Source organism: Kosmotoga pacifica (genome assembly GCF_001027025.1).
GTDB lineage: Bacteria > Thermotogota > Thermotogae > Petrotogales > Kosmotogaceae > Kosmotoga_B > Kosmotoga_B pacifica.
On sequence record NZ_CP011232.1, the window covers coordinates 584993 to 611767 of the forward strand.

General features: G+C 40.8%; 29 protein-coding genes. 18 read left to right on the top strand and 11 right to left on the bottom strand.

What is annotated here, in order from left to right:
• Positions 1-42: 42 nt before the first annotated feature.
• The 7 genes from IX53_RS02795 (at position 43) to IX53_RS02825 (ending at position 5466) form a co-directional block, all read left to right on the top strand.
• Positions 43-270, top strand: coding sequence for a hypothetical protein (locus IX53_RS02795; RefSeq protein ID WP_047754058.1), 228 nt, complete (start codon positions 43-45; stop codon positions 268-270).
• A gap of 176 nt (positions 271-446) precedes the next feature.
• Positions 447-3017: a type I pullulanase gene (gene pulA / locus IX53_RS02800; protein ID WP_082128449.1), complete on the top strand. Its 2571-nt coding sequence runs from the start codon at positions 447-449 to the stop codon at positions 3015-3017.
• Positions 3018-3031: 14 nt separating this feature from the next.
• Positions 3032-3517, top strand: a complete 486-nt coding sequence (locus tag IX53_RS02805; protein ID WP_047754059.1) for a molybdopterin-binding protein — start codon at positions 3032-3034, stop codon at positions 3515-3517.
• Positions 3495-4115: a deoxynucleoside kinase gene (locus tag IX53_RS02810; RefSeq protein ID WP_245612749.1), complete on the top strand. Its 621-nt coding sequence runs from the start codon at positions 3495-3497 to the stop codon at positions 4113-4115. The genes IX53_RS02805 and IX53_RS02810 overlap by 23 nt, the downstream gene beginning before the upstream one ends.
• Positions 4112-4762, top strand: a complete 651-nt coding sequence (locus IX53_RS02815; protein WP_047754061.1) for a deoxynucleoside kinase — start codon at positions 4112-4114, stop codon at positions 4760-4762. Before IX53_RS02810 ends, IX53_RS02815 begins: the two co-directional genes overlap by 4 nt.
• Positions 4759-5136, top strand: a complete 378-nt coding sequence (crcB, locus tag IX53_RS02820) for a fluoride efflux transporter CrcB (RefSeq protein WP_047754062.1) — start codon at positions 4759-4761, stop codon at positions 5134-5136. The genes IX53_RS02815 and crcB overlap by 4 nt, the downstream gene beginning before the upstream one ends.
• Positions 5137-5151: 15 nt before the next feature.
• Positions 5152-5466, top strand: coding sequence for a DUF190 domain-containing protein (locus IX53_RS02825; RefSeq protein ID WP_047754063.1), 315 nt, complete (start codon positions 5152-5154; stop codon positions 5464-5466).
• Here the strand turns inward: IX53_RS02825 and IX53_RS02830 are convergent.
• Positions 5444-6091, bottom strand: coding sequence for an HAD family hydrolase (locus IX53_RS02830; RefSeq protein WP_047754064.1), 648 nt, complete (start codon positions 6089-6091; stop codon positions 5444-5446). The genes IX53_RS02825 and IX53_RS02830 overlap by 23 nt on opposite strands.
• 145 nt (positions 6092-6236) lie before the next feature.
• Here IX53_RS02830 and rpmB point away from each other — a divergent pair, with 145 nt between their 5' ends.
• The 11 genes from rpmB (at position 6237) to IX53_RS02885 (ending at position 18129) form a co-directional block, all read left to right on the top strand.
• The gene (gene rpmB / locus IX53_RS02835; RefSeq protein ID WP_047754065.1) at positions 6237-6428 is read left to right on the top strand and encodes a 50S ribosomal protein L28; all 192 of its coding nucleotides are present in this window, start codon (positions 6237-6239) and stop codon (positions 6426-6428) included.
• A gap of 31 nt (positions 6429-6459) precedes the next feature.
• Complete coding sequence (gene alr, locus IX53_RS02840) at positions 6460-7578, top strand: alanine racemase (RefSeq protein WP_047754066.1); 1119 nt, start codon at positions 6460-6462, stop codon at positions 7576-7578.
• Positions 7575-8618 (top strand): 3'-5' exoribonuclease YhaM family protein, encoded by a 1044-nt coding sequence (locus IX53_RS02845; RefSeq protein WP_047754067.1) that lies wholly within the window; start codon positions 7575-7577, stop codon positions 8616-8618. The genes alr and IX53_RS02845 overlap by 4 nt, the downstream gene beginning before the upstream one ends.
• An 11-nt stretch (positions 8619-8629) precedes the next feature.
• Entirely contained in the window at positions 8630-10855 is a 2226-nt protein-coding gene (gene topA / locus IX53_RS02850; protein ID WP_047754068.1) for a type I DNA topoisomerase, read from the top strand.
• A 4-nt stretch (positions 10856-10859) separates the two neighbouring features.
• Positions 10860-11786 (top strand): D-alanine--D-alanine ligase family protein, encoded by a 927-nt coding sequence (locus IX53_RS02855; protein WP_047754069.1) that lies wholly within the window; start codon positions 10860-10862, stop codon positions 11784-11786.
• Entirely contained in the window at positions 11786-12328 is a 543-nt protein-coding gene (gene hslV / locus IX53_RS02860) for an ATP-dependent protease subunit HslV (protein ID WP_047754070.1), read from the top strand. Before IX53_RS02855 ends, hslV begins: the two co-directional genes overlap by 1 nt.
• The gene (gene hslU, locus IX53_RS02865) at positions 12328-13719 is read left to right on the top strand and encodes an ATP-dependent protease ATPase subunit HslU (protein ID WP_047754071.1); all 1392 of its coding nucleotides are present in this window, start codon (positions 12328-12330) and stop codon (positions 13717-13719) included. The genes hslV and hslU overlap by 1 nt, the downstream gene beginning before the upstream one ends.
• Positions 13720-13782: 63 nt before the next feature.
• Positions 13783-14754 carry a DNA-processing protein DprA gene (gene dprA, locus IX53_RS02870; protein WP_245612750.1) on the top strand — a complete coding sequence of 324 codons (972 nt, stop codon included), beginning with the start codon at positions 13783-13785 and terminating at the stop codon, positions 14752-14754.
• A gap of 52 nt (positions 14755-14806) precedes the next feature.
• The gene (gene fba / locus IX53_RS02875) at positions 14807-15751 is read left to right on the top strand and encodes a class II fructose-1,6-bisphosphate aldolase (protein WP_047754073.1); all 945 of its coding nucleotides are present in this window, start codon (positions 14807-14809) and stop codon (positions 15749-15751) included.
• Between the two features lie 17 nt (positions 15752-15768).
• Positions 15769-16992: an acetate/propionate family kinase gene (locus IX53_RS02880; RefSeq protein ID WP_047754074.1), complete on the top strand. Its 1224-nt coding sequence runs from the start codon at positions 15769-15771 to the stop codon at positions 16990-16992.
• 48 nt (positions 16993-17040) lie between these two features.
• The gene (locus IX53_RS02885) at positions 17041-18129 is read left to right on the top strand and encodes a cyclic nucleotide-binding domain-containing protein (RefSeq protein ID WP_047754075.1); all 1089 of its coding nucleotides are present in this window, start codon (positions 17041-17043) and stop codon (positions 18127-18129) included.
• On the opposite strand, the gene panC is transcribed toward IX53_RS02885, so the two are convergent.
• From panC to IX53_RS02935, 10 genes are all read right to left on the bottom strand, one after another.
• The gene (gene panC, locus IX53_RS02890) at positions 18126-18986 is read right to left on the bottom strand and encodes a pantoate--beta-alanine ligase (protein WP_047754076.1); all 861 of its coding nucleotides are present in this window, start codon (positions 18984-18986) and stop codon (positions 18126-18128) included. The genes IX53_RS02885 and panC overlap by 4 nt on opposite strands.
• A gap of 11 nt (positions 18987-18997) precedes the next feature.
• On the bottom strand, positions 18998-19843 hold the full coding sequence (locus IX53_RS02895) for a GNAT family N-acetyltransferase (protein ID WP_053001115.1): 846 nt from the start codon (positions 19841-19843) through the stop codon (positions 18998-19000).
• A gap of 38 nt (positions 19844-19881) precedes the next feature.
• Positions 19882-20259: a DUF3783 domain-containing protein gene (locus IX53_RS02900; protein ID WP_047754077.1), complete on the bottom strand. Its 378-nt coding sequence runs from the start codon at positions 20257-20259 to the stop codon at positions 19882-19884.
• Positions 20260-20374: 115 nt separating this feature from the next.
• A complete protein-coding gene (locus IX53_RS02905) occupies positions 20375-21331 on the bottom strand; it encodes a GAF domain-containing protein (RefSeq protein ID WP_047754078.1) in 957 nt (318 codons plus the stop codon).
• The gene (locus IX53_RS02910) at positions 21328-21990 is read right to left on the bottom strand and encodes an ABC transporter ATP-binding protein (RefSeq protein ID WP_053001116.1); all 663 of its coding nucleotides are present in this window, start codon (positions 21988-21990) and stop codon (positions 21328-21330) included. Before IX53_RS02910 ends, IX53_RS02905 begins: the two co-directional genes overlap by 4 nt.
• Entirely contained in the window at positions 21983-23083 is a 1101-nt protein-coding gene (locus IX53_RS02915; protein ID WP_047754079.1) for an ABC transporter permease, read from the bottom strand. The genes IX53_RS02910 and IX53_RS02915 overlap by 8 nt, the downstream gene beginning before the upstream one ends.
• Positions 23080-24234 (bottom strand): LCP family protein, encoded by a 1155-nt coding sequence (locus IX53_RS02920; RefSeq protein ID WP_047754080.1) that lies wholly within the window; start codon positions 24232-24234, stop codon positions 23080-23082. Before IX53_RS02920 ends, IX53_RS02915 begins: the two co-directional genes overlap by 4 nt.
• Before the next feature lie 6 nt (positions 24235-24240).
• Positions 24241-24960 (bottom strand): hypothetical protein, encoded by a 720-nt coding sequence (locus IX53_RS02925; RefSeq protein ID WP_047754081.1) that lies wholly within the window; start codon positions 24958-24960, stop codon positions 24241-24243.
• Entirely contained in the window at positions 24935-25549 is a 615-nt protein-coding gene (gene yqeK / locus IX53_RS02930; protein WP_047754082.1) for a bis(5'-nucleosyl)-tetraphosphatase (symmetrical) YqeK, read from the bottom strand. The genes IX53_RS02925 and yqeK overlap by 26 nt, the downstream gene beginning before the upstream one ends.
• Positions 25512-26765 carry a hypothetical protein gene (locus IX53_RS02935; RefSeq protein WP_047754083.1) on the bottom strand — a complete coding sequence of 418 codons (1254 nt, stop codon included), beginning with the start codon at positions 26763-26765 and terminating at the stop codon, positions 25512-25514. Before IX53_RS02935 ends, yqeK begins: the two co-directional genes overlap by 38 nt.
• Between the last annotated feature and the right edge of the window lie 10 nt (positions 26766-26775).

The window sequence follows — 26775 nt, forward strand, 5'->3', positions numbered from 1 at the left end:
AAAAAATATCGAAAAGAGAAATTATTTTTCCGATGATTTGAAGTGATATACTTTTTCACGGAGATAGTCGTCATCAACCTGACTCTTCTTTTCTTGATAATAACTGTAGTCTTTTTATCCACAGAATTTGAGGCAATGTCAACTGGAAATATGATCTTATATTTCGCTTCTCTGGTTATAGATATAGGAACAGAAGCGCTCGTTGTAGGGCCGAAAATGAGCATCAGTTTAGTGTTTAGATCGATGAAAGAAAGTTTGAATCCGTCCTAGAAAGCATCAAGATCGATACTACTTTTTTCGATGAGTTTTCCAAAGTTTTTATTATAATAGGCAAATAGTCATCGTTAATGAAGCAGGATTGTAGAAGAATACACGAAGTGCTCTCTGAAACAGAAGAATCAATGAATCTAAGCTCAATACGATTGAATAAAGATGGGGGTGTCTTCATGTTTCGAAAATTCTTAGTGATTTTTGCATTCTTATTCCTAACAGTCAACCTTCTGGCTTTCACCGCATATTCCGCTGGAAAAGTCGCGGAAGACTTCGGTGGAAGAACCGTTCTTATCGTCCATTATCACAGATACGATGGCAATTACGATGGGTGGAACCTCTGGATATGGCCGCACAAGCCCCAGAGTCTGGCTGGTAAAAGTTACCAGTTTACTTATTCGGATGAATTTGGCCCGTATGCTATCGTTACTTTTGATGATAGATGGGAGCAGTTAGGCTTTATCGTTCGGCTCAGAGAGTGGGAAAAGAAGGATGTAAACGCAGACAGATTCATCGATATACCGGAAAGTGGTGTAGCCGAGATTTGGGTGCTCGAAGGAGAAATGGATTTCTATACAAACCCCGATAAAGTTGACCTAAGCCCGAGAATTAAGGCTGCTTTTCTCGATAGTTTTTCAGAAATTTACGTATATCTCTCCACACCCTTCAACACCAAAAAATGGTCAGGAAGAGTACGATTGAGTGTTGGTGGGAAAGACTTAAGTATTCGAAGTGTGTCTAAAGCGGATCCTACTGATATCTCAATGACCAAGTATATAAAAATCCTCCTCGAGGAGCCCCTCAATTCCGAAGATATCTCAAAGCCAATTCTCTTGAATATCGAAGGTTATATTGAAAAGACTGTTATTTGCAGAAAAGTGCTTGATGATAATCGTTTTTACTATTCCGGAGAACTGGGGGCAATATATTCACCAGAACAAACAGAGTTCAGGATCTGGTCCCCCGTCTCGAGTAGAGCGGAACTTTTATTGTACAACGACTATGATGCCGAAGAACCTTCTATGGTAATTCCCATGAACAGGGAAGATAGAGGAGTGTGGAGCGTAACGGTACCTGGAGACCTTCACTTGAAAGCTTATAAATACCGGTTTTTCTCCTATGGGAAGCTGAGAGAAACTGTGGACATGTATTCGAAGGCCGTTACCAAGAATAGCGAAAAATCCGTAGTGGTGAACCTTTCAAAAACAAATTTCGATGGTTGGATATCTGATACGAGGCCAGCAATGGAGGCCTATGAAGACGCCATAATCTATGAAATTCATGTTGCTGATATAACTGGCGACCCTTCAACAACCATAATCCATAAAGGAAAATATTTGGGGCTCACGGAAAAAGGCGCGACTAATACGATGGGGATAAAAGTTGGCCTCGATCATTTAATAGAATTGGGTGTCACCCATGTGCATATAATGCCAATACACGACATTTTTTATCTCAAAGAGGGTGAAGAAAATCAATATGGCTGGGGATACGATCCTTTCCTTTATTGGGTTCCCGAAGGGCACTACAGTACAGACCCTTCGAATCCTCTGGCCAGAATAACTGAAGTCAAGAAAATGGTAAAAGCATTACATGAAAACGGCATAAGAGTCATCCTTGACGTCGTTTATAATCACACAGCTCAGACGGGACCAAATTCACCCTTTGATCAGACTGTTCCGTATTATTTCTACAGGACAGACAATACAGGTTCTTATACCAACGGCTCTGGCGTCGGTAACGAGATCGCCACCGAAAGACCAATGATGCGAAAGTTCATAGTGGATTCGCTTCTTTATTGGGTTCGTGAATACCATGTTGATGGCTTCCGTTTTGATCTTCTTGGACTCTTTGACAAAGAAACCGTGAAAGCTATTGAAAAAGCCCTTCATGAGGAAGATCCTACGATCCTCATCTATGGAGAACCCTGGGGAGGCTGGGGTGCAAATATTACCTTCGGGAAGGGCGATCAAAAAGGTTTACGTGTTGCCGTCTTCAATGATGGCATAAGAGATGCCATAATCGGTAGTGTTTTCAATAAGAAATTAAAGGGGTTTGCCCTTGGAAGTCGGGCCAAAGAAACGAGGATAAAACGTGGCATTGTTGGAAGTATCTCATACGACAACAGAATCTACGATTTTACGTCTGATCCTGAGGAAACTATCAACTACGTCAGCTCTCACGATAATCTTACCCTATGGGACAAAAACACTGAAGCAATAGGTAGTACAAATATTGAGCTCTTGAAGTCTGCTCAGAAATTTTCCAACGCGATAATATTGCTCTCTCAGGGTATACCTTTTTTACATGGCGGAGTGGATTTTTGCAGAACTAAATACGGCAACGATAACAGTTATAACGCGGGAATCGAAGTAAACAAATTCGACTGGAAACGCAAGGCTGAGTTCTACGATATCTTCCTGTACTACAAAGGGCTAATCGAATTGAGGAAAAATCATATCGCTTTCAGAATGCGTACTTCTGATGATATCAGAAAAAATATATCGTTCCTCAATACACCCCAAAAACGGATGGTGGCCTTTAGGATCAACGGAGGGGCCGTTGGTGACGAATGGAAGGATATCATAGTGATATTGAATGGGAATACAACGCCAGTATTTTTCAAGTTGCCTGACGGGGAATGGAAACAGGTCGTTGATGGCGAAACAGCCGGAAATAATGTAATAAGAATAGCGAAGGGAATAATCAGGGTTGCTGGTACAAGTGCTTGCGTGTTATATAAATGATCCGGAGGTGCTTTATGTACACCGCTTCAATTTTGAGAGTTCTTGAATCTGGATATGATGAATCAAACTACACGATAGAATTATGTAAAAGAATACTCGCGAAATTTGGCTTTGAGGTTTACACTCAAGAGAGTGTGGAGCCTGTGATGAGCGCTTTGAAGGAAGCTATTTTCTCTACGGCCAGAGACAGCGAGCTCGTCATTGTTCTGGGAGGGACGGGGCTCCTCAGGGAAGATATTGCGACGGAAGCTGTGCTTTCGATTATCGACAAGCGAGCCCAGGGATTGGAAATCTCAATGGTACATAATGCCCTCAAAAAAAACCATGAATTTTCGTTATACCGTTGTGCGGCCGGGACAATTTTGAATTCTGTTGTATTATCCGTCCCTGGACAAAAAGATGCGGTGGAGTGGTATCTTGAACCCGTTTTGAACACCATTAAAACTTTATTGGATAAGTGGAGGAGAACTCAATATGATGCTGACGAAACTCACGGGTAAATATCTTGCAGTTGAAGGAGTTATTGGGGTTGGTAAAACTACTCTTGTTAGATACCTCTCCCGCAGATACTTTTTACCAACAGTTCTGGAGGTTGTCGAAGAGAATCCTTTCCTTGAAAAGTTCTACGAGGACATGGATAGATGGGCGTTTCAGACACAGCTATTCTTTTTGCTGAGCAGGTTCAACCAACAAACTGAACTCGCTAAAAAATTGAAAGAAGGAGCCGGAGCTGTTTCAGATTACATCTTTGAAAAAGACCATCTTTTCGCATCTTTGACCTTAAAAGATGATCAGAAGATGCTGTACGAAAAAATTTTCAATCTTCTCAGAGAACAGGTTCCCAAACCAGAGCTGATAATCTATCTCTATGCGTCAGTGGATGTTCTCATGTCGCGAATAACTTTGAGAGACAGATCTTTTGAACGCAGTATGGATCGCAATTACATTGAACTTCTTGCCGATGCTTATGAAAATTTCTTCGAAAAATTCAATGATGTACCGGTTCTGAAGATAGACACAACGGATCTTGATTTTGTAAAAAATGAGCAGGACCTAAAGTTTATTTTCGAGCAGATAGAAAGGAGATTTCAGTCATGATTATAGGTATCTGTGGAAATATTGGGGCAGGCAAATCTTCGCTGACCTCATTACTTGAAACGTCACTTGGGTTCACTCCCGTGTATGAAGCTGTTGATGAAAATCCCTTTTTGAAAGATTTTTATTCTGACATGAAACGGTGGGCTTTTCATTCTCAGCTCTTCTTCCTCATAAAACGCTTTGATTTTTTGAAAAGAGTTGACGATGTAGGGAAAGTTATTATTCAGGACAGAACAATTTATGAAGATGTGGAGATATTCGCAAAAAATCTTCACTTGATGGGATATATCGACGAGAGGGACTGGAAACTCTATCGTGACACTTTTTATACCCTTTCCGATCATCTCAAGACTCCAGCAGGAATGGTTTACATTAAATGTTCTGTTTCCACCCTTATTGAACGCATTAGAATGCGGGGGAGAGGTTACGAAAGTAAGATTGAAACAGAATATTTAGAGCGCTTAAACAGTCTTTATGACAGCTGGTTTGAAAACTACAAAGAGTCAGAAAAACTGATTATTGATGGAGATAGATACGATTTCATCGCCAACATCAGCGATAGGGAACATGTACTTGATATCGTAGAAAGCTTTGTTAAAAAATTATCTGCAGGAGTTCAATCCAGTTTATTCAATGGTGAACTATGACGAGATATCTGGCTATCGGATTTGGAGGCTTCATCGGTGCCATCGCAAGATACATTTTAAGTAAGCTGATAAATGAGCGTTACGGATTTCTTTCACTTCCCCTGGGAACTGTGATTGTTAATATTGCAGGGAGTTTTGTGCTGTCGCTTTTTCTAGCATTTGCTTTTAAAAAAACCGAGGTGAGCAGAGCTTTTTATCTCTTCTTTGCCACAGGTTTTCTCGGAGCCTTTACAACATTCTCCACATTCTCTTATGAAGGACTCAGGCTGATACAGGAGCAATCTTATAGTGCTTTTAGTGTTTATTTCCTGTTGAATATCTTTGGCGGATTTACCGCCGCTTTTTTTGGGCTGATAATCGGCAGAAGTTTATGATTGGGGGGAGAAAATATGGGATACGGATGTTTGAAAATTTACATTGGCGAAACAGACAAACTGGATGGGAAACCTGCCTATGAAGAAATCATAAAAATGGCCTACGAAGAGGGATTGAAAGGTGCCACCGTATACCGTGGAATAATGGGCTTCGGACTGAAGCGCCATTTGAAAAGATCGGATTTCTTCACACTGAGTGAAGACTTGCCTATTATTGTGGAAATCGTTGATGACCAAATTCTTCTGGAGAGTTTTGCTGAAAAGATAAAGGCGAGGGAGCTTGATGGGCTAATAACTCTTTTACCAGTCAGTTCTTCATATCATCGATAATTTTTTCAATCGATGACACGTCGATAAACTGAATGCCCACTTTACCACAAGCCCCGTCCAGTATTGGATCATTACCAATCATAATGCTGTTCTCAGGAACACAATTGATTTCCTCCAGAATTCTTTTATAGTACTCAGCTGATGGTTTCAAATTGTAGCTGTTTTCCATTGTCGTTATATAGTGAAAATCAGAAGGGTTAAGACCAATCCATCTTATTCTCTTTTCTATTGCAATGGAGGGAAATACGGGATTTGTTGCCAGCACTATTCTATGCCCCTGCGACTTAAGTTTCTTGAGTGTTTCGATAACCTCGTTTCTAGGGGCTACGAAATTCCTGAGTTCATCGTAGGTTGTGTTATAGAAATCCATGAAGAAATCCGTCCAATATTCGGGAGTACCACTTCCCATCTTCATGGCGAAGTTTTCCATGAACCTGTCAAAATTGTTTCTGCCATCGGTATTCCGGCTTATTGTTTCAATGGCTATGAAAACCGCGGACTTGATCCTGTTGGTTAGTTCCACGTTACCTGTGTGTTTTGCAATCAATCTGAAATAGAGTCTGATGAATTCTTCATCTGAATTTCTGGTAAGGGTACCATCCAGATCGAACAAATAACAGAACATGTTTTCCCCCCTTCGATTAACGGCTTTTAACCAAATGATACCATTAATTTAATTGGAAAATCTGTTTAATGGTAAAATATGCGTTGAAATAAAGATGCATCTAAACTATAATGTAATGGAGTGTATCAGGAAGGAGGACCTGAAAATGGCTAAGGTATGCGAAGTATGTGGAAAAAGTCCATCGACCGGAAACACCATCAGCCATTCCAACAAGAAGAGCAAACGCTGGTGGAAGCCAAACGTACAGAAAGTCCGGGTTCTTGTTGATGGTAAAGTCAAGAGAATGAGAGTATGCACCAGTTGTCTGAAAGCTGGTAAAGTTCAAAGAGCAGTCTAATGGCGCGCTTAGCGCGCTTTTTTTTGATGCTATGTTGAGCAGAAGAACTTTTTTGGAAATCGATCTTACAGCTTACATTAACAACCTGATGTTCTTTTCCAGAAAACTCTCACCAACAAAAGTAATGGCTGTTGTGAAATCTAACGCTTACGGTCACGGTGCTATTGAGTTGTCACGGGTGGCAATTGAAAACGGGATAAACAAACTTGCCGTTGCTTTTGTTGAAGAAGCTCTGGAACTAAGGGAAGCTGGTGTGAAAATTCCCATTATCGTTTTTAACTATTTCGATCCTGAATATTCAAAGGAAGTACTGGCCAATGACCTGACTATAACTATTTACAGCGAACAACAGTTTAAAAGGATTAAAGAACGAGTCCCTGAAGGTCTTAAAGTCCACCTCAATGTGGATACTGGCATGAGAAGACTTGGTCCAGACGTCGAAAGTGCTTTGAAACTGGCAAAAGACATCGTCGATTCAGGTTATTTTCTCGAAGGTGTTTACACACACTTTGCGGTGGCCGACGAGAGGGACGAGAGTTTTTCTTTGAGACAGCTCAGGGACTTTCGGCGATTTCTTGAATCTATTAGAAAAATAGGGATTACAATACCGATTATCCATGTTGCCAACAGTGCTGGAGCTCTTCGTTTCAATTGTTCTGAATTTGATTACGCCAGAATAGGCATCGCAAGCTATGGCCTGCAGCCATCTGAGGCATTCCAGATAAACGAGCTGGAGCCTGTTCTTTCATGGAAATCCGTGGTTTCCTATGTTAAAAAATTGAAAAAAGGTGATAGCATCAGTTATGGTCGAACGTTTATAGCGCGAAAAGAAATGACTGTGGCTACAGTGCCCGTGGGCTATGGAGATGGTTATAATCGCAAACTTTCAAATAGAGGAGAAGTTCTAATAGGAGGGAAGCGGTGTAAAATCCTGGGTAGGGTGTGTATGGACCAATTCGTAGTGGATGTGAGCCACCTCTCGAAAAAACCTAAAATAGGGGATGAGGTGGTATTAATAGGCAAGCAAGGTGAAGAACGTATAACGGTGGAAGAAATAGCAAAGCTTATAGATACTATCAATTATGAGGTTACGTGTACCATAACTTCAAGGGTACCGAGGATCTATCGCAGAAGGGAGAATTCTCGATGAAATTGAGAGACATACTTGGTGAAGATGCAAAAAGTTTACTGAATCAGGTGACCGGCGGTAAAGAAATGTCTTTTGTCTCAGAGATGAAACCTGGCATGGTTGTAAATGCTGATCTCAAAGTACTTTCAAAAAGACTTCAGGAGGCAAAAGATGGTAAGAAATTCCTTCTGTTGACTCTGGGTGATAGAACAGGAGCTATTAGAGCCATAGATTGGCATAATGCTGAAGAGAATGATACAATGATTCCCATCGGAGCCATTGTCAGAGCAAAAGGCAAAGTCGTGGTCTATGATGAAAGGTTACAGTTGAATCTAGATCCACAGAAGGGGTTAACACTTCTTGAAGAAGGTAGTTATGATGTTCAAAGATTTCTTGCAGTTACAAAGCGCAATGTTTCTGACATGTTCGATAAATTACTCATGTACATCAGTGATTTGAGAAATGATTATCTCAAGAAACTGCTGAAAATTTTCTTTGAAGAAGAAAAAGGGTTTATCCGGACATTCATAACAGCGCCTGCTGCAGTAAAGGTTCATCATGCGTACAAAGGCGGACTCCTTGAACACACATTATCAGTAGTCGAGCTATGCGAGTTTTTAGCCTCGAAATATCCAGAATCTATAGACCGAGATCTGTTGATTTCAGGAGCCATTTTACATGACATCGGCAAAATTAAAGAATATGGTATCGGAAGTTCAGGCATTGAAAAGACTGACGAAGGTGAGCTGGTGGGCCATATATCTATTGGTCTGGAAATGGTAAGTCAACGTATAGAAAAAATACCAGACTTTCCCAATAACTTGAAGACTGAATTGAAACATTTAGTACTTTCGCATCACGGCGAAATGGATTGGGGATCACCTGTAGTACCTAAAACAACAGAAGCTATGGTACTTCATATGGCCGACAATCTGGACTCAAAAATTGCGCAATTTAGAGAAATAGAGACGCGTGAATACAACGGTACAGGAAATGGATGGAGTAATTACGATCGGTTCCTAAACAGACGGATATACATGAAAAATCGCGATAACTTATAAGAGGTGGTATCTTGCAAAAGACACTTGTAATTGTAGAATCCCCTGCGAAAGCAAAAACAATAGCGAGATATCTCGGTAAAGGGTATGAGGTAACCTCTTCCAAAGGGCACGTGAGAGACTTGCCAGAGTCTGAGTTTGGGATAGATCTTAAGACCTTCGAGCCAAGTTACGAAATCCTTAAGAACAAAAAGAAGGTCGTCAGCGAATTAAAAAGGATGGCTAAAGGCAAAAAGATTCTGCTGGCTTCGGATATGGACCGTGAAGGAGAAGCTATTGCCTGGCACCTCTCAAAAATATTGAACCTTCCTGAAGATGATAAAAACAGAGTCGTATTCAGTGAGATAACGGAGAAAGTAATTAAAGAGGCAGTTAAAGCACCGAGGAGGATAGATATCAACAAAGTAAACGCCCAGGTGGCACGACGTGTCCTGGATAGAATCGTTGGCTACAAATTGAGTCCGCTATTGTGGAAAGCAATGAAGCGTGGCCTTAGTGCTGGCCGTGTTCAATCTGTCGCTCTTAAATTCATAGCAGACCTTGAAAGTAAAAGGGCAGCTTTCAAACCTCACAAGTATTACAAGATCTTTCTAAAATTCAAAGGCAAGAAGATTCCCTTAACAGAACTCGAAGGAAAAAGATTCAATAACAAGTCCATAACTTCAATCGAAAAAAAGGATCGAATAATTGAAGAGCTCTCCAAAACAAAACTTTATGTAATGGATCATAAGAGAAGAACAAGTTCACGGAAGCCACCGCTACCATTCATAACTTCAACATTGCAACAGGCTTCAATAAATGAACTGGGATGGAGCGCAGCAAAAACCATGAAAATAGCACAGCAGCTTTACGAAGGCGTCGAGACACCCGAAGGTACTATGGCTTTCATTACTTACATGCGGACAGATTCCACAAGGATTTCAGCCGAAGCAAAGGAAAAGGCAAAAACCTTGATCAAAGAACGTTTTGGTGAAGAATTCGTTGGCGGTACTCATCGAACAAAGAAAACCAGTAAAAAAGTACAGGATGCGCATGAGGCTATAAGACCCACCTACCCGGAAAAGACCCCGGAGTTTGTTGGGAAATCCAACCTCCTCAGTGGTGATCATCTGAAACTCTACAAATTGATATGGAATAGATTTATGGCATCTCAAATGGCACCTGCTGAATATGATGTTGTGGAAACGAAAATTGCAGACGAAAATGGTAAATTCGTCTTCAAACACACAAGGGAAGAACTCAGATTTGCTGGCTTTGAGATACTCTATTTCAGAAAGTCAGAGAAAGATGTATTGGAGATTTCTCTCCCTGTGGGAGCGGAATTTACACCGGAAAAGGTACTCTGGGAAGAGGATGAAACAACTCCACCTGCGAGGTTTACAGAAGCCTCTCTGGTGAAAGAACTCGAAAAGAAGGGCATAGGTCGTCCGTCAACCTATGCAACCATCATCTCCACACTACTTGAGCGCAAATATGTTGTGAAAAAGAAGCGCGAACTCGTTCCTACCATCCTCGGAAATATTGTCGCTGACTTTCTAAATAAAGGTTTTCCCGAAATAATCGACGAAAAATTCACAGCAAATATGGAAGCTAGGCTCGATGAAATAGAGAAATCAAATAGAGAATGGAAGGAAATAATCAGGGAGTTCTATTTGAACTTCGCCCAGGATCTTTCAAGAATCACAGAAGCCATAAGATCCGGTAAGATAAAACTGTTTTATCCAACTGACAAACAATGCCATTGTGGTGGAGAGATGAATATCACTTTTGGTCGTTACGGCGGGTATCTCAAGTGTTCTTCTTGTGGAAAAAACGAAACACTCAATATGGAGCTGACTGCACCATTGGTTAACGGGAAAATTCTGTTAGCTGAACATGTAAAAGTTAAAGGAGAGAATGGCGAACTTCTCGATGAAAAATGTCCAGAATGTGGTGCTCCTTTGGTGATGAGAAATGGAAAGTTCGGGCAGTTTATTGCCTGTTCAGCATACCCCAATTGTAAATACACCAGAAACGTGACGATAGATGTTCCGTGTCCTGATTGTGGGGGAAAGATCGCGAAGCTTCGCAGCAAAAAAGGAAAGAGCTATTTCAAATGTACTTCATGCGGAAAACTTTTCTGGAATGAACCATCAGGGGAAATTTGTCCATCCTGTGGTCAAGGGCTGGTATATCTCGCCAAAAAAGGCGGGAAGAAGGTCTTATATTGCGAAAACTGTAAAAAAGAAGCAAAAGAGTGAGAATATGAAAGAAAAGGTCGCAGTGGTCTACGGTGGGTTTTCACTTGAAAGGGACATCTCACTGATCAGTGGAAAAAGAGTTGTTGATGTTCTCAAGAGACTAGGGTATCAGGTAACCCCTTTTGAACTAAACAAAGACAACTTGACAGAACTTTTCGGGTTAAAAAACCACGATCTGGTTTTTATTGCATTACACGGGAAATTTGGTGAAGACGGAAGAATTCAGTCCCTTTTCGATCTGAGTGGGATAAGATACACGGGGTCGGGAGCTCTCGCAAGTGCTATATGTTTTGATAAAGAGATTACATACAGAATAACTCGCGAAATTACTAAGCAACCATATCATTTGAAATTATGTTCAAACGAAGAAATTGAAAAACTGGATTGGTCTTATTTTCCAGCAATGGTTAAGCCAAATTCAGAAGGTTCTAGTATTGGAATAGAACTTATTCAAAACCCTCCTTCGCTGAAGCCTGCACTTTCAAAGGGGTTGAAATTGTACGGGGATATATTGCTGGAACATTTTATAACGGGTCGGGAGCTTTCAATATCAGTCCTGGAAATAAATGGCGAACCTGTTGTGCTCCCTATACTTGAAATAAAGCCAAAAAAGCGCTTCTACGACTTCGAAGCAAAATACACTAGCGGCTTGACAGAATTCATCGTTCCTGCGCCACTCTCTGAAAAACAGGTTGAAAAACTCGTACAACTTTCCAAAGAGGTCTTTTCCATATTGGGCTGCAGACATATGATTAGAATCGATGGAATACTTTCAGATAACGAATTTTATTTTCTGGAAGTAAATACAATACCCGGACTCACGGAACTGAGCGATCTTCCTCAGTCTGCTAAAGCCATGGGAATGACCTTCGAAGAACTCATAGAAAACGTGGTAAGAGAAGCCCTAAGGAACAAAAAGGAGGTGCCTTAATGGAAAAAATGCACGGAACAACAGTTATCGCTATAAAGAGAGGAAACAAAACTGTCATTGCCGGCGATGGTCAAATAACGCTTGGTTCCACGGTGATGAAAGGTTCGGCAAGGAAAGTGAGAAAACTTGGAGATGGAAAGGTCCTTGCAGGATTTGCTGGTTCGGTAGCTGACGCCCTTTCGCTTTTTGAGAAATTTGAGGAGAAGTACCGCGAGAGCAACTCAAGTCTTCTGAGAGCTGCTGTTAATCTTGCAAAAGAATGGCGCACAAATAAAATTCTACGCAACCTGGAAGCCCTTCTCCTTGTGGCTGACAAAGACAATATTTTGTTGATTTCAGGAAGCGGGGAAGTAATTCAACCTGATGAGAACGTGATAGCTATCGGGTCCGGTGCCTCATATGCTCTTGCAGCAGCGAGGGCTCTAATGAGAAATACGGACATGGATGCCGAGGAAATTGCCAGAAAATCTATGGAAATTGCGAGTGAGATCTGTATATACACAAATTCGAACTTCTCCATTGAGGTTCTGGAGGTGAAATAATGTTTGCAATAGATCTAGAGCAGTTAACTCCCAAGCGAATCGTACAGGAACTAGATAAATACATAATCGGACAGAGTGAAGCGAAAAAAGCAGTAGCAATAGCGCTCAGAAACAGAATCAGAAGGCAGAAATTGCCTGAGGAAATAAGAAGGGACATCGTTCCAAAGAATATTCTTATGATTGGACCCACTGGCGTTGGAAAGACTGAAATAGCCCGACGACTTGCAGAATTATCGAGTGCTCCCTTTTTAAAAGTTGAAGCCACAAGGTTTACAGAAGTCGGCTATGTAGGTAAAAATGTTGATTCTATGATCAGAGAACTTGTCGATGCAGGCATAAACATGGTCAAGCAAGAAAAGATGAAAGGTGTTGAAGAAAAGGCAAAGTTTCTCGTGGAAGAGAGAATTCTGGACGCACTTGTACCGGGCGCAAAACCGAAGAATCAACAACCAAGGAACATATTCGAATTATTCCAGGGAACACCCCAACAACGTCCTTCACCCGAAGAAGCCGAAAGGCTCAGAGCCCGGCGAGAAGAATACCGCGAAAAGCTCAGACAGGGAACTCTTGAAGATTTTGAAATCGAAGTCGAGATGGAAGAACGGGCCCAGTCCATGATCATGATCCCGGGCATGGAAGACATGGGCATAGATATGTCCAGTATCCTCGGTGGTATGTTACCCAAGAAAAAAAAGAAAAAAAGAATGAAAATCTCAGAAGCGCGAAAACTTCTTTTGCCTGAAGAAGCCGAAAAGTTGCTTGATATGGATAAGGTTATTTCTGAAGCTCTGGATAGGGTTCAAAACCGAGGAATTATCTTCATTGATGAGATCGATAAGGTTACCTCACGAAGCGGAAAAGGCGGTGTCGATGTTTCTCGTGAAGGCGTGCAGAGAGACATGCTTCCAATAATCGAAGGCACTACTATTAACACAAAGTATGGTCCGATTCGGACCGATTTTATACTGTTCATAGCTGCTGGTGCTTTCCATGTAGGTAAACCTTCCGATCTGATACCAGAATTTCAGGGTAGATTTCCCATTAGAGTTGAATTAGATGCGCTTACTGAAAATGATTTCTACCGCATCCTCACAGAACCCAAAAACGCAATTATTAAACAATATAAATTCTTGCTCCAGACAGAAGGAATCGAGTTGAGTTTCACGGATGATGGTCTCAGAGAGATTGCTCGCGTTGCGTTCGAACTCAATGAAAAACTTGAGAACATAGGTGCAAGGCGCCTTTATACCGTTGTTGAGAGAGTCCTCGAGGATATCTCATATGAAGCTCCTGAGGTTGGACCAAAAGAGCTCGTAATAGATAAAAATTACGTGAACTCGAAGATCAAGGATATCGCGGAAAACGAAGATTTGAGTGCCTTCATACTCTAAGTAAAAATGGAAAGATTTGAATATGCTTTAATTGCTCTTTCAGGTGATTTCACCACAAAGGAAATGGAAAAGTTAATATATGAGGGTATCGGCTTGAAAGAACTTTTAACAAGCCGAATCAGTTTTCTAACCGAAAAAAAGCAAAAAAAGATGCTTTCAAATATTTCTCAGGTAGAGAAGTACATTGAGAAGTACAAAAATCACCTGATCACTTATCTCGATGAAGTGTATCCCGATATCTTAAGAAACTCCTATTCCCCTCCCACCGTAATCTTTTTCGAAGGCAGAAAAAAACTGCTTCTAGAAGAACCGGCGATATCCATCGTTGGCTCGCGAAAGGCGACAGCGTATGGAATAAATGTGGCACAAAAATTAGCAAAAGAGCTTGATGAAAAGGGATTGGTCATAGTGAGTGGTTTGGCTGCCGGGATTGATGCTGCTGCCCACAAGGGGAGTCTGGACTCCGGTGGCAGGACCATAGCTGTTCTTGGAACTGGTATCGACGTTATTTATCCTTCGAGTAATAGAGAACTGTTCCTTCGTATAGCCAATAATGGATGTATTGTGAGCGAATTTTTGCCCGGTACCCCTCCATTGAAACAAAATTTCCCAAGGCGGAACAGGATCATCGCGGGTCTTTCTCAAGCGGTTCTGGTTGTCGAGGCAGCAATTAAGAGTGGCTCTTTAATAACAGCTAAGTTGGCATTGGAAAACGGCAGAGATGTTTTTGCCGTTCCTGGTGATATTACCCGAAAAAATTCCGAAGGGACCAATTGGTTGATTAAGAACGGTGCCAAGTTAATAACCAGAATCGAAGATGTTCTGGAGGAGTTCCCTAATTTTTCCACTACAATCTTTAAAGAGGAATACCCTGATTCCGCTGTTTTGAACAGTTTAGAAACAGGTCCAATGGATTTCAATCAACTATTGTTGGCTACAGGGATTGAATATGGTCAACTCGTAGAAGAGTTACTAGACCTGCAATTGAAGGGGTTTATAACAGAAGACCAGGGTGTATGGCAGCTTTCACCATAATATTGAGAACAGTTTTTCCAGTGTTATAATCTTTAGGAGGAGGGATGCATACATGGCATACGTAAATACAAAGGAAATTCTCGAAAAGGCGAGTCAGGAATTCTATGCTGTACCAGCTTTAAACATCAATAACCTCGAATTTTTACAGGTAATCATTGAAGCTGGCCTCGAAGAGAGGGCACCGGTGATAATCGAAACATCTGAAGGAGCAATTAAATACGCTGGTAATGGAAACATTCTGAGGGGAGCAAAACTCTTTGTCGACATGGTAAGAGCATACGCCGACACCATTGATATACCCGTTGCATTGCACTTAGATCATGGAAAACACTTCGAATTTATTATGGCAGCCATAAAAGCAGGCTATTCATCCGTAATGATAGACGCCTCGGAATATCCTTTCGAAGAAAACCTTAAGATAACGAAAAAGATCGTTGAAATTGCTCACAGTGTTGGTGTTTCAGTGGAAGCCGAGCTAGGCAGACTCGTGGGAATCGAGGATAACGTCATAGTCGAAGAACATGAAGCCGCGTTAGTTGATCCCGATGAAGCGGCTGAATTTGTTGAAAAGACTGGTGTTGATTTTCTTGCTCCGGCAATAGGTACGAGTCATGGTGCTTTCAAATTCAAAGGAGCTGCAAAGCTCGATTTCGATAGGCTTAAAAAGGTCAAAAATCTCACTAACAAACCTCTTGTGCTTCATGGAGCCTCGAGTGTTCCACAAGAAATAGTGAAGTTAGCGGAGGAGTATGGCGCCAATTTCAAAGGAGCTAAGGGTGTACCGTCTGAAATCCTTAAAGAGGCTGTCCGGTATGGCATAAACAAAGTAAATACGGATACTGATCTCAGAATGGCCTTTGTCGCAGGCTTAAGAGAGTTCCTTGCAGGTAATCCTGCCGAATTTGATCCGAGAAAATACTTCAAAACTTCAAAAGAGTACGTAAAGAAAGTTATAAAAGACCGAATGAGATTACTCGATTGTGCAAATAAAGCCTGATTCTGGAGGTGTATTCTGTGAAAGTACTGGTTATTAACTGTGGTTCTTCCTCTATCAAGTACCAGTTGCTTGAAATGGATAATGAAACTGCTCTAGCAAAAGGACTTCTCGAAAGGATTGGTATACCCGGCTCCAGATTGAAACACAAAAAGGGCGCAGATAAGTATGAGATAAACAGGGATGTTGCAAACCATAAGGAAGGACTCAACCTGATTATTTCGACACTAATCGACGAAAAAATGGGAGTAATCAGAGACACTTCTGAAATCGACGCTGTAGGACATCGGGTCGTTCATGGTGGAGAACTCTTCGCTTCTTCTGTAAGGATCACTGACAGAGTTATTAAAGAGATTGAAGCCAACGCTTTCCTCGCTCCATTACACAATCCACCGAATATTCAAGGCATAAAGGCTACCATGGAGCTTCTGCCCGGCGTCCCACAAGTGGCAGTCTTTGATACTGCCTTCCATCAATCCATGGATTCCAAAGCTTACCTATACGCTATTCCTTATGAATATTACGAGAAATACAAAATCAGAAGATATGGATTTCATGGTACAAGCCATCGTTATGTCGCGGCAAGGACAGCAGTCATCTTGAAAAAGCCCTTAGAAGAGCTTAAAATAATCACAGTTCATATCGGAAATGGTGCTTCCATCGCTGCAGTGAAACACGGGAAATCTATTGATACCTCCATGGGTTTTACCCCCCTTGAAGGTCTCATAATGGGAACCAGATCTGGCGATATTGACCCCGCTATTGTTCCGTTCTTACAAGAACAGGAAGGACTTTCTCCAAAAGAAATCACTGAGATACTCAACAAAAAAAGCGGTGTGCTGGGCCTGACACGTGGGCAATACAGTGACATGAGAGAGATCGAGGATGGTGCTATTGCAGGCGATCCCATCTGTAAATTAGCTCATGACATATACGAATACAGGATCGCTAAATATATTGGTGCCTATGCAGCTGCCATGAATGGAGTTGATGCCATCTCCTTTACGGCAGGCGTTGGAGAGAATAGTCCTTACCTCAGAAAAAATGTAGTTACTAAATATCTCGGATATCTGGGAATAACGCTTGACGAAAAAGAAAATGATTGCAAAGCCTGTGAGAAGATCATTTCGACCCACGATTCAACGGTAAAGGTGCTCATTGTCCCCACCAATGAAGAGCTGGTCATCGCTCGCGATACGAAGGAGATTGTTGAGAAGAACCTCAATGAACTCAAACTCTGGTAATGCAGCGCCCCGATAGGGGTGCTGATTTTTAGAAAAGGAGTTGTCTTTGTGAAAGAAGTGAAATTCAACCCTGATGAAAAGATCGCTCGACAGGGTCAAGAAGTTAGTTGCGCTTATATTATCCAATCCGGCGGGGCTATTTTGAAACACAATGGTTCTGATCGTATTTTTATTGCGGGGGATATAATAGACCCCGTGAGTGTTGTTTCGGGAAAATCAACAGGTGATGTTTATTCGGTGGGCTCCACGTCTTTGATTTGTGGCACTGTGGAAGAAATATTGGAGTTCATCAAAAAGCATCCAAAGTTACTACAAAGGGCTTTAATAAAAGCTGTTGAAGAGTTATCATATTTTGATGATGAATTGAGAGATAGACTTCAGTCTATAGAAGACATAACGGCTGTCCTCGTCTCAAAGAGGCAATTCTTGTTGAGCAGCTATCCACCTCTTTTATTCGGCGAGAAACCCCTTTATAGAAAAGCTGTTAAACAGCTTCAAAAAAAGGATTTTGAAGGGGCAATTCAAAATCTGAAGTGTTATCTGAAGCAGTATCAAAACTCTCCTCTTTCAAGACCAGTAAAGTTGTATCTTGCCCTTGGTGAGCTGAATGTTTCAAATTATGATAACGCTGCAGAACTTCTGATCAGTCTATTAAACGGTTCAAAAGATCTAGTTTCAAACTATGTTAGAAAGCTCTTCAGTGCTTTTGAGCTCAACGAAACAGCTTTCATCCTCACTAAGGGAACACCGACATATCCAGAAGGCTTTTTTGAGAAGGTTGTTAATGAAAACTCTGAAAACATCATTAAAATAAATGACGACATGCCCCTTGTTGAAGAGGGCGCAACAATTAACAATATCTATTTCATACTTGAAGGCAATTTCTGGATAACCAAAAAACACGGAAACAAATTTTTCAAACTGATCGATATGCCACCTGGATCCACTTTTGGAGAACTTCATATTCTTACGAATTCGAAATCTGATTCAACTCTCATGGCAAGAACTGGTTCAAAGGTAATCGTCATAGATAAGAAGAGCTTTTTTAAGACGGTAATTTTCGAACTCCCCGATGCAGGAGTCGAACTGCTGAAACATCTGCTCTCATACGAGAGAGAACTGCTAAACAAAGACTAATCAAGTTCCACAATTACATTATCGATCAATCTAGCTTTTCCAAGAAATGCGGCAACAGCGAGAAGAACTTTTTTGTTGGTGGCGCTCCTCACATCTTTAAGCGGGATGAGGTTTTCTTCATCAACGATCTCCACATAATCTATTCTTATCAGTTCTCCAGAACTGAGTACTTGTTTCATCTCTTCTTTAATGGTTCGAGTATCAAAAACCCCCTCATCTATGAGTTCTTTACCCTTCTGAAGCGCCTTGTATATGAAAGTTGCTTGGAGGCGTTCCTGCGGCGACAGATAAATATTTCTCGAACTCATGGCGAGTCCGTCAGGTTCTCTAATTATTGGCATTTCTATCAATTCTACATGGATATTGAGATCTCTGACCATTCTCCTGATTACCCTAAATTGCTGGGCGTCTTTCTGCCCAAAATACGCTCTCGTTGGCATGACAATGTTGAATAATTTTGCTACTACTGTTGTGACTCCCCGAAAATGCCCAGGTCTTCTCTCACCACAAAGACCTTCTGTTAGCTTTTCAACGAACACATAAGTGGAATGATCGTGATGATACATTTCCCTGACATCTGGAATAAAAACATAATCAACATCGAGCTTCTCAAGAAGCGAAAGATCATGTTTTTCATCTCGCGGATATTTCTGGTAATCCTCATTAGGCCCAAATTGAGTTGGGTTCACGAAAATACTAACAGTGACCACTTCGTTATCTTTTTTCGCCTTTTTAACAAGAGAAAGATGTCCCTCATGAAGATAACCCATAGTTGGCACAAAACCATGTGTTGAGTTTCTATGTATAAGTCTGACTGCTATATTTCTCATTTCTTGAATGGTTCGAATTACTTTCACATCATCACCTCTCAATGGGATAACCGAAGTTCCATTTCCTTCTGTGTGGTCAATTTGTTGAAACCATTGTTAGTCAGTACAGAAAAAGTGATATCGTTTGTAGGCACCCATGGAATGAGAAGACTTTCATAGCTTCCGCTGAAAGCATGCTTTATATATTTCACTAGTTCGCTATATTCGACTACAACCGCGGGGCCAAAGTCCATGATATATGCGATATTGTCCCTGTGACTCCAGATGCAATACCCGAGAAGTTCTCCATCCTTTTTGATACCAGAAAAGCTGTTGTATTTCAAATGCGATAACACTCTGGGATCGTTATACCAGTTGTGCTCTCTGTTGAATCTGTTCGAAACCTTTACAGCAATTTCTTGAACCTCTTTGAGGGGTAACGATTCTAATATAATTCTCTCATCTTTACTGGATGAAAGGGAACTGAATAAAGATACCAAATCCCTGTTGATGCGAAATCCATATCTCTTGTAGAATTTCTGAGATATAACATCCTCCTCAGGAGTTTCGAGGATCACTCTGCTGATGCCTTTCCATTTACAGTTATCCACAATCTTGTCCAGCATTTCAAGCCCAAGACCACTCCTTCTAAACTCCCTCAACACGCCCATCAATCCTATACGACACGTGGAACCTCGAAATCCGACAAGAAAAAAGCCCACATTTCTCCCAGCGACTCTAAGCACTGCTGAATCTTTCAGGGAGATGTCATTTTCAATCAGGTCTCTTTCGAGGCTTTCAAGATCCCAGTGAAGCCTCATAACATAGTCATTGAAGGCTTCATTCATCAGGTTGAGAAGCTCAATACGTGAAATTTCTTCGACTGTTACATACTGCTTCTCCATGATCTTCTCACGCCTCTCTATCCTTCTCTATGAGAAGGTTATTTTATGTTGTGCATCTCTTCATGTTCGATTATAAGTTCTTCAATCAGGTCTTTGAATTTCGCGTTGATGTTGTTTTCTGTAGTGGTTGCGAATATCCAGGGCCTTTGTGTCACTTTACGTATGAACTTCAGTATCTCAATGATCTCTTTATTTTCAAAACCATGAAATATCAAGAAAGAATACCCCTTCGTTTTTATTTTTTCGTCGGTTCCAGGTTCTTTTGGATGACGACCGCTTATGATGTGCTCGAGCTTATCGTTTTCGTGTCCCATACAATCGATTGTACGGTAGTTAACAAACGTTTTTTCAATGATTTCTTTTTCTCCTTCAAATTCTGTATAGTATAAAGCAATAGATTCGTTCTGCTCATTCATTTCAACTTTACCTCCATTTATGCCACAATCCGCCATAACCATTTATCACTTTAATTCTATCATGTAGTCTGTGTTTACCGCCGTATTCGAAGAGTGCTTTTCTAGTTTTTCGAGTTTATTCCCTCTTTTCCAGCAATAACTGACAGATTTTCTTCAAGAATTCCTCATCTGGACCAGAAAATGCGTCTGCATGGTGACTGTCTATGTCTATTTCACCTATAACGTCATCACCATCAATGATAGGAACGACTATTTCAGATTTTGTTTTTTCGCTACAGCTCAGATAATTTTCTTCTTTGCTGACATCAGGTACAAGGAAAGTCTCCTTTGTCAAAGCAGCCTGTCCACAGATTCCTCGACCGAAGCTGATCTTCACATGTTCCGTAGGTTCGCCGACAAAAGGTCCCAGAACGAGTTGCTTTTCAGAGTCAACAAGGTAAAAACCCGTCCAGTTATAATACTCCACGTAATGATCCAGTAACCGAACAATCGTTTTCATGGCTTCTTCGAAAGAGAGGGGGGACAACTCCGTTTTCAACATTTCGTAAAGCCTTTCAAATCTCATGCTTTTTTCTTCGTCAGTCGCTCCGCTAAAAACCGCCAACTTTGAGAATGCTCTGAACTCCTTCATCTTTTCTATGATATGCTCATCAGCGTTTTTCAGAAGCCCTTTTCTATAAAGCGAAAGCAAATCGATCATGATAACATGTCCCCTAGAAGTTGGAACGAATATTCTATCTGCTTTACCAAGAGCTACCATCAAATAAACCACAAAATCCTCTCTGGATAAATCCAGAACATTAGCAAGCCCCTTAAGACTCTTCAGAACCTTACTTTTAATCCCCGCCTGAACTATCTGCCATTCATGATAAAGTCTGTCCAGTTCTCGTCTTTCCAAATGAGATAACGTTTCTTCGACATCTCTTTCATTCAAGGAGTTTTTCATGAGGTACTCTTCCCATATCCTGGGATGATCCTTTCTGTGCTCCAGCCAGAAAGAAAACCATTTCTCTTTAGGAAAGCTCAGAATCGTGAAAAACTCCTCCGAAAAATCCCTCAATATACTCCTCATATCGTTGAAACCTCCTTGAGCTTACCTCTTCTAAGCTCGAAAATTCTATCACAAATTTTAAGTGTTTCACTGTCATGGCTGGTGAGTAATAGTGGAATGCCTTTTTCCCTAACTTTGTGGAAAAGTCTGAGAATGGATTTCTTGTTATCTTCATCAACGCTCCCGGTAGGCTCATCGGCGAAAACAACTTTGAGATTTCCCACTAGTGCACGCGCTATTGCCACCCTCTGTTGCTCTCCTACCGATAACTCAGAAGGATAACGCTGCGCCAGATGTGAGATTCCCATCTCAGAGAGTAACTCATCAATTTTCTCGGAATTCATCCTGTATCCTCTGGCCAGTGAAGCGACCTGCAAATTTTCTGCGACAGTCAATTCTTTGAGAAGATTCCGGAGCTGGAAGACTATTCCCATATATCTTCTCGTCTGTAAGATGGAACTGAAGGAACTGTATACCTCGATGTCGTCGATGACAACCTTACCAGAAGTGGGTTTCATTAAACCGGAAAGTATTGCTATTAGCGTGGATTTACCCGAACCTGATTTCCCAAAAATACCAATGATTTCAGTTCTTTTTACGTCCAGTTCCACACCTTCAAGGACTTTCACAGTACCATAGTGATGAACAATATTTTCTGCACTAAGTATCATATCATTCATATTTGAGCACCTCTGTGGGGTCGATCTTCCCGATGTACCTTGTTGGCATTAGAGAAAACATAGTAACCAAAAAGAATTCAAAAACTATGGCGAAAAATATGTCTGTCAATTTTAGCTGTACGGGTAGATAAGTCGCATAAAACACATCCTGTGGAAGCGGAATCCTTATGTTAGAAATGATCAGCAGAGATACCCCACCAAGCGCCGCACCGATCAATAAACCAATAAAGCTAACAACAATCGCCTGCAGCCAGAATACAAACGCTATATAACCGGGAGATAGCCCCATGGAACTCAAAATTCCTATTTCGTGTTTTCTAGTCAGCACAGAATATAACGTCGCGTTCATTATTCCAAAGCCAGATAGGAGCACTACAAAGAAGGTGATTATTAGAGCAAAGAACTCATCTATTTTCACAGCTTTCGCAAAACTGCCGTTGAGCTCGGTCCATGTGTATATGTCACCTGTCAATTCCTTTTCGAGCTTAATCCTGACTTTCTCTGCATTTCGCGGATCATCCAAATACACGGCCCAAAACGAACCGTCTCTGCTTCTCGTGATGCAGATTGTAGAGTCAAATTGATAAATACCTGTTCTCAAAATCCCTGAAATCGTCTTTTCCGTAGATACGGGTTTACCATCAACAACACGCGTTATATTCACTTTTTCGCCAGGTTCAAGATTCATATTCTCGGATAGCCTGGATCCTAACAGGACTTCTCCCGCTTCAGGATAACGCCCCGAAACTATGAACTTCGAAAAAAAGTTGAGCCCAACCTGATCGGTGTCGTAGATGATCACACCCTTAAAATCTCTACCATTTGAAAGAACTCCCTCGGACATCCCAATTCTGAACACAGCTATAAACTCATTGGTATCTTCAACAGGTTTTATGTCACTATCCACAAGCAAGTGGGGGAAAAATCCCGTGAGCGAATCCAGTAAAAGGGCATCAAAGCCGTGTATTACAGCGAGCACGACCATAAGTCCTGCGAATCCGATACCAATCGCAAACACTGGAATCACAAAATGTTTCTTCTCTTTGAAAGCAAAATTTTTTGAAAGCTTCCACGCCAATGATATCTTTCTCATCTTTTACTCCCGAGCAGGACAACGTAATCATAATCTGTAAAGTAATGCTTGTTCATTGAATACGCTTCCAAAACTGAGAAATATTTTTTCAATCCTTCGAGTTCATATGTCCTGAATACAGACGGTTTATGTAGTGGGTGAGCAGCACCAAAAAGTTCTAAAATTTCGTCTTTTGGGTTGTTTATGAATATGAGAGTTTCGTTTATTGCAATATAGGGGTTTGGAATCCATTCATCTATCGTATCGATATGAAGGCCGGTTCTGACAAGCCATTGTCCCTTAACAATTTCCGAAAATGATCTAAAGCCCGGGATATTGTTTATGACCAACACTTTAGGCTCATGGGGAATGTCTTCACGTTGTTCTGTTAAAATAATAACGTTTCCTTTTTCATCTAAACGATATGGAAGGGTACTGAAAGTTACTGCAAAACCACTATGCAAAACTCTTTTAGCAAATTCCAGAGTGTTCGCAAGTTCGAATTTTATCTCGGAATTTCTAATGAAAAACACTGCGGTTTTTAACATATCTGAAAATGACGATTTCTTGAGGTTTTCAAGTAGTTTCACCATGACTTCTTTCTGTCTTTCTATCCTTCCCAGATCACCTGTTGCATCGTATCGATACCTCAAGTACCCAAGAAGTTCATTACCAGCAAGTTCGTAGATTCCCGGCTCGAAGTGTATATGTAGATCCTGTTGAAAATCGTCATAATGCATTGGTTTTAATACTTCCACAACCACGGGACCTACATAATCAGTCAAATGAACCACCGTTTCGTAATCTACAATCATGTAACCAAAGCAATGACTTTTCAGTATGTTTTCTATACTTTTCTTTACGGCATCGATCCCAAAACGATTTAAAAGGGAATTTATCTTTATTTGCTCTCCATTCCACAATACAAGGGAATCCCGTGGAATCCTAAGGGCTTCAATCCCTGTAGTTCCAGATCTTAGAGCGAGAATAAAGTCTGTTCTTCCACCTATTGAATCTTTCCCGCCAGAATCAGTACCAAGCAGCAAAAAGAAGCCTGGAGACCCTGCTGTTTTGAATTCCATGTAGGCGTTAGCTGCAACCAATTGAAGAAGGAGCACCGGGAGAAATAGCAATGTAATAATTAGAGAAATCAGGGTAGCTCTCAAAGACATTAAAGATTACCACTCCTCAAAGAGAGACATAAGGTCTTCGAGGGATTTTTCTTCAAGATACAACCTCTTAATCGGTTTTCCAGAGACTGAGGTTTTTATTTCAATGGGATGCTTTGTAATTACAGATATTTCAAAATACCTTAGATTTTCATCTCTTAACCTCAGTAACATCGCCGCAAGTCCTGCTTTTGAAATACGCGCGCTATTATCATATTTTTCAATAGCGGCAACATAATCCTTCAGCCTCCAGTAATCGAGAAACTTGAACCCCCTTCTGGAGAGTTTATCTAGCAATTCTCGATAGCTTTCCGCACTAAATCCGAGTTTTGAAGCAAAACTTCTGATACCATCTTTATCTGTTTCCCAGTAATAATATTCATCACTGCTGATTCCCAGCCAGCTGTCAAGAAGTTTCTTTATTTCGTCGAGGGATGTACCCGTCAAAGATTTTTCAAGAGGTTCTAAGGCAAGATATTCTGGCAATTCCAGAACAATATTCCCGTATCCTTTCTTGTTTCGCAAGAGAACAAATACAGGATTTTCTGGATCCGTGATATGGATCAAATAATCGATTTTTTCTGCTTGGACTTCTTCACTATTTTGTATCGCCGAGATCTTAAAATAGAAATAGGCTGCCCCCACTACGAGTATCACTATCACCAGAAGTGTGATAGCAATACCATAGCTGCTCCTGTTTTTCCTATTCCGAATCTTTATGGTAGCCATCTGTAACACCCCCAACTAATAACCGATTCCACGCAGTCACGGTCTCAGGAAGAATGTATAAGTTGTTTCGTAATGCCCATATCATCTTCAATCTTATCACGGTTATAAAGGTTTTTTCCAGATCACAAAATGCACTTCTACGGATTATATTAACTTCCGGAAAATCTCTGTTTTCTTCAGCCATATCAGCTATTAACAAGGCTTTGCCGATTACAGGGAGATCTGGATGACCGGATACGTGCCAGTAAATTGACTGAAAAATGTCATCGTCAATACAAAAAATCTTTCTTAAATAAAGAGCGGCTATTTTCCCATGCAATAATATTGGGTTGTCTCTTTCCAGCGCGTTAGGTCGATAGTTAAAGGCTTCTGCAAGCTTAAACAAGCCCTCCTCATTAAAGTCCCTAAAGAGGTCGTGTCCCCAGGCTAACATCATGCAGCTCTTTTGATCGAGACTGTGAATACTGGCTAATTTTTGAATAAAGTTTGCAACCCCTTCTATGTGTTTTATTCTATTGGTAGTGCAGAGTTCTTTTGCAATTTTACTTACTTTATCGATTTCTCGGTAATGAATAGTCAAGAACAACATTCACCTCACCATTATTTGGAACGGTTACAGGAATTTCAAAGCTCCCGTCTTCCTTTACCTCAATTTTTGTTTCAACGCCATCGATATGCAATGTATAATTTATCACACTAAGGGAAAGATAATCGCTGATGATAACAGTTTGCGAGATTTGACCGGCGTTTTTCAATGTGTAAAGTCTTTTGTACTTCAGAGTGTTGTAAGTCTTTCCTGTAAATGAATCAATAGATTTTGCCATCAACTCAAGGGATTTGGCAACATTGGTTAATTTCAAACTCTCTCCTTTAACATGGGTTTTTATGAAGGTATAACCCGAATATCTTTCTCCATCAAATATTTGAACATTTCCAGCTGGTAAATCAAATGGAAGTTCATTGATTTCATAATCTATGGAGACACCTGTGAATACACCAGTGAATCTGGGACGGTATATATATTTCTTAATCGGCGTTATCTCTTCGGAAAGGAAGGCAATCTTTGTCACTCCTGTCAGGGGCTTTACAGGTAGATGATAGAGAATGAAATCAGGAGACTTCTCTTCAGGTGATTCGACATAGTTTAGAGCTTCAGTTTTGTAAATCCCCCTGGTTATAAATGGACTCAGTACGGGTTTTTGAATGTCAGCCGCTACAACATATGTCTCTCTTTCCTTTGGGTCAAACCCAAGATTGATACTCATATAACCCGTTATTCTACTTAATTCATCGAACCTTATCAGATATTCAGCCTCCCAATTTCCGTTTTGGATCATGTACGAGTAAAAAATCTTTTCTTTAGGTAATTCTGGAAAATACAGCATGAATCGATTCATAGGATAATAATCGGTGTCAATAAAAATCGGGTACCCTTCAGGTTTGTAATAAAGTGTTCCTTTTTTCAGATCTCTTAGTACTGGCAGTGGCGAGACCACTAGCATCTTCTTTTCTTCGTCCCAAGGAAATTTGAAGATAATGGTCTTTCCAACATTTTTTTCAAACAGACTTTTCAGATCATCTTTTTTTTCAAAGGTAATTTGAGTATTCTGCGGCAAACCGGTCGCGAGAAAACTCTGCCATTCTACTTCCGCATTCAGTGGAATTTCAATCGTCATATTTTTCGAAGTCGGTGTAGCTTCTCCAACGATAATCACAAAATCACTAAAAACATACAACTTTTCAGCAGCCTGAAGAAAGACTGCCATAAACAAAAAGGTAATTAATAACACTGATACTTTTTTCATGTTATCCCTC